The organism is Cellvibrio sp., from assembly GCF_053579595.1.
Genome location: NZ_JBRFPI010000110.1, coordinates 1 through 11,833, shown reverse-complemented (window position 1 = coordinate 11,833; position 11,833 = coordinate 1). Strand labels below are relative to the sequence as shown.

The following is an 11,833-nucleotide window of genomic DNA, read 5'->3' as shown; positions in this document are numbered from 1 at the left end:
CAGCACAATGATTACTATAGCGTCATAGCGAAGGGGCCGATGTTAGATAGGGTGTATTCAATGCGTTATAGAAGCTATAGTGCTGAAGGGTACATAGCGGAAAACTCTTCGCAAAAATTTATTGATGAATATGACAATAAACCAAACAGCACTTGTTTTCTTTTGTATCATCAAAATAAAGCAGTAGGGTCAATGCGTACTTGTGTATTTGATAGCCGCGATCGGCTGGCCGTTCCAGTTATGGAGGTATTCGACGAGGAGATCAGAAGCAATATTGGGTACGATAGTACATTTGTAGAGGTCAACAAATTTGTTATAGACCCATCCTTTCAAAGGAAAGGTGGGGTAGAAGCACGAATGCTGCTTGTTGGTACGGTTGTAGAGGAAGCGATTCGCAGAGGCTCATCAAGTATTGTAATCGCCGTAAGACCTGCACACGTGCGGTTTTACAAAATGTTGGGTTGCAACCAGATATCGGACTCAAAATCGTACCCACACTTAACCTTTAAAACTGTGCTTATGGCGTGTACCGACATCCAATGGTCCAGAAATTTCATCAGAAGCAAAGTCGATGTAGTAGAGAAATGCGATGATCCAGTACTTAATTACGGCAGTTATTGATATCGTCGTCGGGATTCTTGCCTTTTCCAAAAAAGGCAATCCCGCTGCTAAAGCTTTGGCGCTCACTGTATTTAGTTTAGGTGCTTGGTCGCTGGAGCTTTACTTACTAACCGTAATAAAGAACGTTGATATTTTGAACGTTCTTTTTCACATCACTCGTTGGGGCATGTTTTTTATTCCATCAACGTTTGCATTCTTAACCTGGAGATTAATAGGTAGTCGTTCGCGCAACTTTAAAAACCTCGTTGTTATTCCAAGCTTTATCGCGAGCGCACTGTTGTCCTTTGTTAACACCTTCATCCTCCCCTCTACATTAAGAGCGGTCGATGGGGGGTTTTTGCCAAATACAGACATTATTTTCTATTTATTTTTGGTTACCTTTATTTGGTGTTTCGTAGGATCTATAGGAATAGTGTTTGCCTCATATAATTCATCATCAAACCGGGAAAAGCAGCGTTTAAAATGGTTATTTATAACACTTTGCGTCAGTTTTACTGGCGGCGTTCTGGGTATTTCAGCTATGCCCAGCGAATTCTATCTATCGAGATTTTGGGGATCAATTACCAATATCGTATTTGTTGTTTTATTATTTTACTCAACAATTCAACACAACTTAATGGACTTTAGATTGGCACTAAGCGTGGGCTTATCAAAGGCTATTTTACTGGGATTTTTCATCTGGCTATATTTCGTCGTAACATCTGTAGTCGGCGACCACACAGAATCCGTTGGTGGAGTACTAATTCTATTGCTTTTTGTCGCATTAATTCTGGAGGCATACCCTAGATTGTTGAAATGGATTCTACCGAATGCCAAGAAGATTCTTGCAAAACATGGCTATGAATTTGACCAAGTAAAAGCAGATACCGAAAGCGCTCTCAGAAACTCCATAAGCTTCCCGATGATGTTTGAGGTGCTCGACCATCTGTTTGTAAAAATTCTCAAACTTAATAGCTATAAGATCTTGATGGTGAACCAAAATGGGGAACAAGTGGGCAATGATATAAATAACCGACTCTCTAGCCTACCGTTTGATTTTATCGGCGAAGATAACTCATTAGTCAGTTATTGCACTCGACAAACCCAATTGCTCATGGCAGATGAGACACCAGAAACTATTCGTCATGAAATGGAAAAAAATAATGCTGGACTTTGCTTTCCCGTATTTTCGGAAAACAAAATCCTTGCCATTGTACTCATCGGTGAACCCACTCATTTTTCTTATTATCGCTACGACGATATGAAAATATTTGAGTGGTTACAAACTGAGTTGGAGCAAGTACTCAACCGCTTGATCCGACTGAACAGCATGCAAGATCAATTGGGGGAAGCCAAGAAAACACTGTCCATGCTCAGCTTGATGAACCACTATCATCACGACATAAAAGCACCTTTTGCCATTATTGACGGGATATTGTCGAATGATATCTATGACCGCGACAAACAGCGGGATATTGTGCTGGCACAAGTGGAACGTGGCTCAAAACTTATTGCCACCATGGCCAGTATTTTGGGTGGGCACCATAAACGACGCATTCAATCCTGCGCTCTGGAGTCACTGGTGCAGGACTGCCTCTATCTGTTTGAAAAATCGTTTGATAAGGTTGAATATGAGCTGGGCGGCATACCCGATATCAAAGGCGATGCGGAAGATCTGAAAATCCTCTTTATCAATTTAATTAAAAATGCCGCGGAGGCGCGTCGCGATAACGCAGACTTAACTATCAAAATAAGGTCCTGGGTTGAAAATGGCAATGCATACTTTTGCATTTCGGACAATGGCACCGGCATGACGGAAAAGCAGTTAGCCAGCTTATGGGAACCTGGCTTTAGTGTAAAAAAATTCGGTAATGGTATTGGTATGCAGGCGATTAAACGCATAGTCGATGAGCATAATGCGCGTATCGAGGTTAAAAGCGAGGTAGCGAAAGGCTCTGAATTTACACTGTGTTTTTTTGCATCCCAAATAGTCCATGAAAACGAGGATGAGGGTAAAACAAAGGATGAATTGGCAGAACGACGGGCAGCCAATCAATTAGAAAAGCGAAACATTCAGTAAAACAGGTGTCAACGGACGACACCACTCCTACACCAATTGCACAGCTGAGCCAGGCGCCACCGCAAGTGCGGCGCCATCCATCCCCTTCATTTTGGTTACCCTCTCTTCGATAAATTGGCTTACAATATCAATTACATGCTTGATATGTCATCGTACGCAGATGAACCATAAGGCCTTTACATAGACTCGGGATTCCTAGCGTGAAATCAAAAATTCCTCTTTGTTTTTATCCGACACAAATTGTATTTGTCGATGATAACCCTGACTTTTTAGATGCGCTATCCATGGCATTTTCCAAACAGTTTAATGTGCAGACATTTGACAATACCGATGCTGCATTGCGATATATCAATGAATATCAACGTGAAGCCGAGCTTGTAGCGAATGATGAAAAACCAAAACCCCAAGGTGACTCAGATGCTTGGGTAAAGCGAGTGCTTACACATCAAAATGTAAAACGTTTTGATGAGCTGAGAATCAAAGAAGTGTCCGTATTGGTAGTTGATTACTCAATGCCCAGCATGAATGGCATTGAGTTTTGTGAAAAAATTAATAATTTATCTATTAAGAAAATCCTGCTGACGGGTTATGCGACACCAGCCGATGCGGTAAGAGCCTTCAACAACAACACCATTCATTATTATCTTAAAAAGAATGATGCCAATATGCTCCAAGATCTGGAGACAGCAATCAACCAATTACAACATGCTTATTTCAATGAGCTATCAAGCACCTTGAAGGCAGAGGCCATCGATAGTGGCACACCTTTTTTCGCCGACCCACAGCTAGCACGTTACTTTCAGCAGACCTGTGAATCATTGGGAGTGACTGAGTATTACTATCTAACCAACCCTTCACGTTTCGCGTTGCGCACACGAGAGGGCAGTAATTTTTCTTGCGTTATTTACACCGAGGAGGATATTGCGGAACACTTACAAATATTGCAGGAAGAAAGTGCACCTAAAACCCTTTATAGCGCAATAGAATCGCACAAATTCGTACCCTTGTTTCAAACAGCAGATGGTTTTTATGAACCAGGAATGAAAGATGCGGCAGCCAGCATTTACCCGGCAGTGCATATATCAGGAGCGGTGAATTACTACTGCGCAATTATCGAAGATGCCGGTGCTACAGAAGCACCAGCAATTAAATTACCTACGGGCGTACTGCACTAAAAACATGCAGAGCTCCCTCTCTGACTGACTACCCCTGACTCAAGAAAATTCCCTGAATAGCTTGCGGAATGTACTTGGAGACAAACCTGTCCAGCGCTTGAATGCATTGGTAAAGCTAGTACGATCGGAAAAATCCAGCGCACGCGAAACAAGATCAACGCTGAGATTATCATCAATTAAATATTTTATGGCGTAATGAAACCGAAGGTCATCGCGCAATTGGGCAAAGTTGGTATTTTGGCTTTGTAAGCGACGCTGCAGTGTACGCTTGGTCAAGTTGAGATCAGAAGCAATCTGCTCTATCGATAGATCGGTGTGACCTACACGTAAATGTAACGCGTTGAGAACACGGGCGGGCACTCCATCGCAGTGAGGGATTCGTGCCAGCGACAAGTACTCTTCGTACGTACGAGTGTATGGCTGAATGAATTCTCCATCATTCACGGTATTACTATTATTGTAGTTGCGTTGTAGCTGAATCATTTAAGCCACTCCTTACGCCATTAGGCACATGTAGAAATGAGAGGGAATCCTTGCAGCGAGCGCAAAAAATCATTTCCGGCCGCGCACGCTGCTCTTGTACCGATCATAGCATAATCATTTTGCACTAGTCTGCACCCACTTACTATGTTCGGGACAACTGCCAAATACGATACAGATTCCATCCCGCTATAAACATTAACCACATCCCCACCCAGAAAACCCCAACACCAAATATATGGTTAGCTAGTTCCAGCATTTCTACCGGTTCAACTAACGGATTATGAGTATGGACCAGAATCTGCTCCAAGCGACTTACTTTGAGCAGGATGACAGCCACGCCCAAGTTAATTAATGCCTCTATCACCAACTTGGGGATCGTCCAATACTGATAAACCATGTTCCACAATCCAAAGAGCAAGGACACAATCATTACACCCGATAACAATGGAATCCACTCCCTGACCGGATCGGCAAATATCACAGCCAAACGGGACACTTGCTCCGACGGCATCCAAAAACTGTAGTTGAGCAATAATAGAAAGAACAAATCGCTCGCGAAATCCACCCCTTGTTCGGCACTGCTAATGCGTTGCCAAGGCCGGCTCACGGGCGGCAGCTTTTCTGGCGACCAACATTGATAAGGATTAAACAAAGGCTTACCACCGGGAGGATTACTGAACACGTAAAAAAGACCCGTAATGACCGCAAAGGTAATTAATCCCTTCATCACCAATCCATGAAACAAATCAATAAAATCCATATTCCCCGAATTGAGAAAGCTGATTGCAAACTGGATCAACCCCAGGATAAATACCAGAATCGCTCCGTAGTGCAGCGACTGCCTATACAAAGGAAATAAGTCAGCCGTAACCAATTGCTGCGGCGGCAGAAAACTGGCTGCCACTTGCTGTGGATGCCCCAAGGTGACCAACACCGCGACAACCTCTCCTTCCGTGGGTTCACGCTCCTGCTGCTCGCGGATAGACTCTAGGCTATCCAGGATATTAGCGCGCAATTCGCGGGTAATTTCATCGCGACGACACTCAGGCAGCGCTTGTGCAACTGCATGCATGTAACGATCAATCGTTTCCATTTTCCACCTCCAAAATCTTGCTCACATGTTTATTCAATTCCTGCCACTCTGAGCCAAGGCTTTCCAACAGCACAACACCTTCGAGAGACAGTTGGTAATAGCGGCGTTCGCGCCCTTCCCCTTGCTGCCATTCGCTGCTCAATAACCCCTGATCGGCAAGCCGGCGAACCAGCGGATACAGCGTGCCTTCATCTATATCGATACCCGCCTCTTGTAACTGCTTGCGCAACGAGTAGCCGTAATGGGGTTGGCGCAACGAACCAAGCACTGCCAACACCAAAATTCCCCGGCGCAACTCTTGCCGCAACCTCTCCAAATGTTCTTCTGACATATAATTTCACCATTACTGTGTCACACACAGTAAATACTATGCGCCGCACAGTACTTAATTACAAGTAACTGAGACGGATATTTTTTAAGCAGAGGCAAACCAAGTGAACTTAATTAGGATTATTAGCAGAGGGAAAAATGGCATCAAAATCGTCGGAAAAAATTACACATCAACAAATTGATAACTGCATCACAATTTATAAATGATTGATGCGCCTATATATTTTTTTTAAAGGCATAAAAATTGCTATTTAGCTTTATCGCTTATAAGTATTTGAGCGACAAAACACTCACTCCAAGGATTTTTCATGAATACATTGATCAAACTGGCCGGCGCAGGCACACTTGCTCTGGCAGCTGCAGCTGCACATTCAGCACCTATTGTTAGCTTGTCTGCCCTGGGCGAGACGACTACTTCAGTCGCTGGTGCGACCACTATCGACTTTAACAGCGGTTGCGGCTACGCAACTTGTAGCGGCGACTTTCAAATCGTCCTCGGTTCAGCTAGCGGCCTCTATGCCCAACCAGCTGGCACCAATACTGAATACCTAACCGTACCCAATCCAATATCAAGCGGCTCAGCCACCTTTACCCTTGGTGCAGAGTCTGATTATTTTGGCCTCTATTGGGGTTCAATCGACGCTTACAACAGCATCAGCTTCTATCTTGATGGTAGCTTGATCTCTACCTACAGTGGTTCTGATCTGGTGGGTCAATTTGCTAACGGTAACCAAGTGAACTTCAGCTCCAACCGTTACATCAATTTTGATTTCGGCAATGCGAAATTTGATACTGTGAAATTAACCAGTACGAGCTTTGCGTTTGAAAGCGACAACCATGCTTTCCGCAATTTAGCAACTGTGCCGGAACCATCTACCCTCTTGTTAGTGCTGGGCGGATTGTTAAGCTTGGCCGGCGTACGTCTGCGCAAAGTGCAATAAGTAAATAAGCTAATCACACACAACATTCTCCAATGTGTGTGATTAGCCGCCTCATACCGACTACAACCGCCTAATTTCATCTGCAAACACACCACACTCATATCACGGCAGGTTTCCCCCTGCGATCTATGACTGCCACCATCGCCTCCTCAACTTCTGCGTATCACTGCGGCCATGACAACAATCGCACAAACTCTTTTTTTCATACAAATTCCCTAAAAAAATGCCGCGCAACAACTCAAAAATTGTTGCGCGGCATTTTTGACAAACATCTCATTCTTCAAGAAAGGTATTATTTAAATGCATCCCACACCGCGGTGGCCTTTCCGTTGTTATCCATAGCACCCAAGGTATAACCTTTCCAACCCGGACGCGCTTCTGGTTCCCAATAAAAAATTGCAATGCCTTTACTGCCATTTACCTGCCCGACTTTGGTAATCATATCGGCCACAATAGTTTTAGCTTGCGCATGATCCCAAGGCACTCCGATCTCAGCAATCATGACCGGAACACCATAGCGGGACACCATATCATTGAGATTAGTTAAGCAGGCAGTGTTGGCCGCCTGCCAAGTATACCCCGTCGCATTAGTGGGATAAGAAGATGCGGCAATCACATCAAACTTTCCGCCGTTGGCCTTGAGACCATCAAAAATCCAGCGGAAATTGGCGTTATCATGACAGTTGGCTAAATGGACAACCACTTTGGTGTTAGCAAATACACTTTTTGCCGCGTTGTAACCCGTTGCCGTAAGCCATGCATAATTTTTCATATTAACGGATGCTTTACCGTCATCCCATAACATACCGTTGTTCGTTTCATTACCTACCTGCACCCAATCCACTGTGACGCCAGCATCTTTCACTGCTTGCAGCGTATAAATGGTTGAGTTCCAAACCGCATCCATCAGCTGCTGGAATGTATAATTTTTCCAAACTGCGGGCTTGGTTTGTTTACCGGGGTCAGCCCAGCTATCACTGTAGTGGAAATCGATCATTACTTTCATGCCAGCAGCTTTGGCGCGTTTTGCTTTGGCGACCACGTCTTGCGTACTACTGTACCAACCATCGGCAGGGTTAACCCACACCCGTAAGCGGACTGCGGTCATACCCTGCTCTTTCATGATCGCTAAAATATCTTTTTTCAGACCACTGCGGTTGTAAAAACTAATGCCATTGGCCTCAATTTCCGACATCCAACTCACATCGGCCCCTTTTATTGGTGCTGCAACGCTTGCATGGGAGGAAAGAATAAAAGCAGCCGCCATAGAAGCGGATAAAACACATTTGATAAGTCTCATATTATTCACCGTTATTGTTATTTAGGTCTCTCATCCATCCACTTAATGAGCCAGATAGATATTTATGAGGCTTTTAACCCCAGAACATATTTATACGATAAATAAGAAATTAAAACAAGACTGCTTGACTAGGCTCTAATGCAACAGGTGGGAACTAGAGAAGTATTTCTGGCTGAGAGTCCGAGCGGGAACCTGAAATGGGGGGGTTATCTGCAGAGCGATAGGTAAACACCATCGAAAATTTAGTCTTATCGGTGGTGTTGCGACCCGCCGCATGAAATAGATTACTGTGAAACAGCAGCAAATCTCCCTGCGCAAGAGGCACTTCTATCGCCTGTTGTAGCAAGGTTTTATTTTTCTCCAAATCAGCTTTAAGAAATTGCTTTTCATCAAGCTGGTCCGTATTTAGGGCGACACTATGTGAACCCGGAATCACCCACAGGCAACCATTTTCTGCTTGCTCATTGCCTAATGCTAGCCAGGCTGATACCAACTCGGCACGCGCAAAATGCCAGTAGCGGCTATCGCGATGCCAGCCCGTCATACTGGAGAATGCAGGTTGCTTGGTCATAATGCAGTTGTGATGCGCCTGGGATAAAAAAACAGTTGACCCCAACAACTCCTGCAAAATTTCTTTAAGCGAATCACCCGTTGCCCAGTCACGCAACATAGGTGCGCGCGCCGACGCCATCAACAATCGCCGCGCGGTTCCACCGCCCATCGCAGTTCGAGAAGCGGGAGCACCGGGATACTGGACATCTGCCTCATATTCAATTGGCATTGTATGCTGCTGTAATTCATTGCGCGCAAAAGCCACTACCGCATCGCAAAATTGTGCGGTGGAAAATCCAGGCAGTACCAGATAGCCGTTATTTCTGAACTCAAGAATTTGTGCAGGGGTCAACATCAGCAAAACTCAATTGGATGAAATCATCAGGGCGCGAATTAAACAACGAACAAGCCCGAGGGAAAAGCAGTTTTTACTCCCCAAACCCAAATGGGCTGTATAGGATAGCTTTCTTTGATTTTAGTCAGATACCCGAACCATGTTGCAACCAATCAAACGTGAAACTCAAGCAATTGGCATTCTCGGCACAGCACTGTTGATCGCAGCCGCTATTGGCATCCATCAATTCACACACCTTAATGCAGGGCAGTGGTATTTGTTTGCGATGGCCTTGTGGATGTTTGTCGGGTGGCAATTATGGAGGCGGCTCGATTTAAACCGCGTCAGCGCACAAGATGCCTTATATCCAACACTGGGCTTGGCCAATCACTTAAGTATATTGCGCGGTGGACTGATTGCATTGACCGGGGGATTTTTGTTTCAACCCCAAGCCGCGGGATTAATGGCATGGATTCCCGGCGCGCTTTATGCCATAGCGGCCTTTCTCGACCGCATGGATGGGTTTGTGGCGCGGCGGAGTAAACACACCAGTTTATTGGGCAGCGAGCTGGATACAGTTTATGACGCATTGGGTTTATTGATTGCACCATTGCTTGCCGTGGGCTACGGGAAAATTCACTGGAGTTTTTTATTGGTAAGCGCAGCCTATTATGTTTTTGTATGGGGGCTGTACTGGCGGCGCGCACATAATTTACCGGTTTATCCTCTCATTCCCAGTAGGTTGCGCCGCACGCTGGCGGGATTCCAAATGGGTTTTGTCGCCTTTATTTTATTGCCCTGCTTCCATGCCCCGCTGACTATGATTATCGGCATTGCGTTTATGCTGCCAATCCTGCTGGGTTTTATCGTGGATTGGTTAATTGTGAGCGGCAGGATTCCGGCTACTGCTACCACCCAGCAGGCCTTCAACCACCTCGCACTATGTAGCCATAATATTTTTCAGCCGCTGTTGCGCGCATCAGTGCTCATCGCGACAGTGCTGTTTATATTTAATAGCAATTCTCTTTCATCTATATGGGTATCTGGTTTGCTGATCATTGTCGTTGCAACATTAGTGGGGCTGGCTGGTCGCGTATGCGCACTCGCGCTGTTAGTACTGATTACACTCTTGCACGGCGACAAACAAATCGATGGCATTATCACGGTGATTATTTTTAGCAGCGTTTGGTTAATGTTATTGGGCACTGGCCGCTTCAGCTTGTGGCAGTGGGATGACCGTTGGGTTAACCGCCGCGATGGCGAGGAGCAATCCTGATGCGGCGGGCCAAATTATTTACATTGCTCTTGTGGTTAGTCGCTTTGAGCTTGGGAGCATGGACACTCGCACAATTACCGCTTGCAGAAATATCCAATAGCATTAGTTCACTTAGCACAATGCAATGGATTTTTTGGCTAGGGTTGAATGGGATGATTATTCTAGTGCTCGGCCTGCGCTGGCAACTGCTAAATATCGCGCTAGTCGCACCGATAAGATTTCTAAGGCTTTTAGCGATTCGCCAAGCGGGGCAAGCGGTGAGTTTTATTACACCTGGCCCACAATTTGGTGGCGAACCACTACAAGTCTATTGGTTATATAAATACGGCCTGCCGCTGCGCAAATCACTTTTGTCACTAGGTATGGATCGCTTTTTTGAGTTGTGGATTAATTTTTCCGTTCTGTTATTGGCAGTGCTGCTACTGCTTACCGGTATTGGCGACAATAGCGGTGACAACAATACCACTCACACAATCGGCGATTGGCAAACTGCGATGGTGCCACTACTGATTTTTTTAGGCCTGATGTTTTCGCTCGCATGGATTCTAATAAAACAACCGCAATGGATAAACAATCGTCTTGAGCGTATAGCTGCACGCTGGCAACACAATCATCGGCTGAATAACATTAACCAGCATTGGCAGTCACTGGGTGATGATTTACGCATCGCGCTGCGAACACAAAAGCCCCGTTTTCTGCTGGCGTTTTTTTTGTCGTTACTCGGCTGGGCAGGATTGTTAGGCGAGCTGTATTTGATTTTGCATTTCGTGGGAATTGATGCAGACCTACACAGTTTTTTGATTATTCTGGTGGCGATGCGGATGGCGCTATTGTTACCTATGCCCGGTGGAGTTGGCACTATTGAGGCGTCTGTACTCTGGTCATTTCACACGTTGAATTTACCTGCCAGCGCCGCATTGGGTTTAATTGCATTAATGCGTGTACGTGATGCGATCGTATTGATAATTGGACTTGCCTGTCTGCGCGCTAGCAATTCCACCAACGCGCAAACCAAAGCGATAACAGAAAGTTAAAATTGTTTGCGATACGCCGCCCAGCAAGTAGCGTTTTCCCACAATTTAATATTGAGCGAGCCAGTACCGGGCGGATGAATCAGCGCGATAATTTTTTCATTAATAATGCGGCTGAAATGTTCAATGCTGGGATTTAACCCGGCAAACTCTGCTTTGTCATTCAGCAAGCTATCTCGGAAATATTCGACCACTTTATCCAGCACTGCTTCTATTTCTACTATATCCACCAAATAACCGTGTTTGTCCAACTGGTCACTTTCAATACTGACTTCCGCTACATAATGATGTGCGTGCGGAAAATTTTCACTGCCCCAATCGCCGCCGATCAGAAAATGGTTGGCGATAAAATCGCGGGTCACTGCAACGGTATACATAACAATTCCTGCCTGCTTACAAAAAATAAAATTGAAGGAAAATTAAGCGTTTGAATAAGAAAATATGGCTTGAAGTATCTCTGCCGGCGATTGATGAAGACGTTGATAAAGTGCTGGCGCATCACTGAGTGGGACGCGATGGGTGATTAATTGACTGGGGCGCAGATTGCGCAACATCTGCCAACAGAGCTCAAACCGGCGGGTCTTATCCCAGCGACCACTTAATTCCGGCGCAATGGTGCTGACCTGGCTAGTAGTAAT

Annotated in this window: 12 protein-coding genes and 1 pseudogene; 6 read left to right on the top strand and 7 right to left on the bottom strand. The window is 45.2% G+C overall.

Annotated features, from left to right (window positions below; translation table 11 throughout):
- The 3 genes from ACWA6V_RS08985 to ACWA6V_RS08975 all read left to right on the top strand — a co-directional run.
- A partial coding sequence (locus ACWA6V_RS08985) for a GNAT family N-acetyltransferase (protein WP_449522165.1) occupies positions 1-621 on the top strand: 621 nt, incomplete at its 5' end.
- Positions 590-2,680: an ATP-binding protein gene (locus ACWA6V_RS08980; RefSeq protein WP_449522164.1), complete on the top strand. Its 2,091-nt coding sequence runs from the start codon at positions 590-592 to the stop codon at positions 2,678-2,680. The genes ACWA6V_RS08985 and ACWA6V_RS08980, both read left to right, overlap by 32 nt.
- A 200-nt stretch (positions 2,681-2,880) precedes the next feature.
- Entirely contained in the window at positions 2,881-3,855 is a 975-nt protein-coding gene (locus ACWA6V_RS08975) for a response regulator (RefSeq protein ID WP_449522163.1), read from the top strand.
- A gap of 39 nt (positions 3,856-3,894) precedes the next feature.
- Here ACWA6V_RS08975 and ACWA6V_RS08970 read toward each other — a convergent pair whose 3' ends face one another.
- From ACWA6V_RS08970 to ACWA6V_RS08960, 3 genes are all read right to left on the bottom strand, one after another.
- On the bottom strand, positions 3,895-4,338 hold the full coding sequence (locus ACWA6V_RS08970) for a helix-turn-helix domain-containing protein (RefSeq protein ID WP_449522162.1): 444 nt from the start codon (positions 4,336-4,338) through the stop codon (positions 3,895-3,897).
- 142 nt (positions 4,339-4,480) lie between these two features.
- Positions 4,481-5,431, bottom strand: coding sequence for a hypothetical protein (locus tag ACWA6V_RS08965; RefSeq protein ID WP_449522161.1), 951 nt, complete (start codon positions 5,429-5,431; stop codon positions 4,481-4,483).
- A complete protein-coding gene (locus tag ACWA6V_RS08960; RefSeq protein ID WP_449522160.1) occupies positions 5,418-5,762 on the bottom strand; it encodes a PadR family transcriptional regulator in 345 nt (114 codons plus the stop codon). Before ACWA6V_RS08960 ends, ACWA6V_RS08965 begins: the two co-directional genes overlap by 14 nt.
- A 307-nt stretch (positions 5,763-6,069) precedes the next feature.
- On the opposite strand from ACWA6V_RS08960, the gene ACWA6V_RS08955 reads away from it, so the two are divergent.
- Positions 6,070-6,702 (top strand): Npun_F0296 family exosortase-dependent surface protein, encoded by a 633-nt coding sequence (locus ACWA6V_RS08955; protein ID WP_449522159.1) that lies wholly within the window; start codon positions 6,070-6,072, stop codon positions 6,700-6,702.
- Positions 6,703-6,994: 292 nt separating this feature from the next.
- On the opposite strand, the gene ACWA6V_RS08950 is transcribed toward ACWA6V_RS08955, so the two are convergent.
- Entirely contained in the window at positions 6,995-8,002 is a 1,008-nt protein-coding gene (locus tag ACWA6V_RS08950; RefSeq protein ID WP_449522158.1) for a glycoside hydrolase family 53 protein, read from the bottom strand.
- 154 nt (positions 8,003-8,156) lie between these two features.
- Positions 8,157-8,909, bottom strand: coding sequence for a phytanoyl-CoA dioxygenase family protein (locus ACWA6V_RS08945; RefSeq protein WP_449522157.1), 753 nt, complete (start codon positions 8,907-8,909; stop codon positions 8,157-8,159).
- A 139-nt stretch (positions 8,910-9,048) separates the two neighbouring features.
- On the opposite strand from ACWA6V_RS08945, the gene ACWA6V_RS08940 reads away from it, so the two are divergent.
- Both ACWA6V_RS08940 and ACWA6V_RS08935 read left to right on the top strand, forming a co-directional pair.
- Entirely contained in the window at positions 9,049-10,164 is a 1,116-nt protein-coding gene (locus ACWA6V_RS08940; RefSeq protein WP_449522156.1) for a CDP-alcohol phosphatidyltransferase family protein, read from the top strand.
- On the top strand, positions 10,164-11,198 hold the full coding sequence (locus tag ACWA6V_RS08935) for a lysylphosphatidylglycerol synthase transmembrane domain-containing protein (RefSeq protein ID WP_449522155.1): 1,035 nt from the start codon (positions 10,164-10,166) through the stop codon (positions 11,196-11,198). The genes ACWA6V_RS08940 and ACWA6V_RS08935 overlap by 1 nt, the downstream gene beginning before the upstream one ends.
- Here ACWA6V_RS08935 and ACWA6V_RS08930 read toward each other — a convergent pair.
- Both ACWA6V_RS08930 and ACWA6V_RS08925 read right to left on the bottom strand, forming a co-directional pair.
- Positions 11,195-11,572 carry a 6-pyruvoyl trahydropterin synthase family protein gene (locus tag ACWA6V_RS08930; protein WP_449522154.1) on the bottom strand — a complete coding sequence of 126 codons (378 nt, stop codon included), beginning with the start codon at positions 11,570-11,572 and terminating at the stop codon, positions 11,195-11,197. The genes ACWA6V_RS08935 and ACWA6V_RS08930 overlap by 4 nt on opposite strands.
- 42 nt (positions 11,573-11,614) lie before the next feature.
- Positions 11,615-11,833 (bottom strand): annotated as a pseudogene (locus ACWA6V_RS08925) (oxidoreductase); the annotation flags it as partial.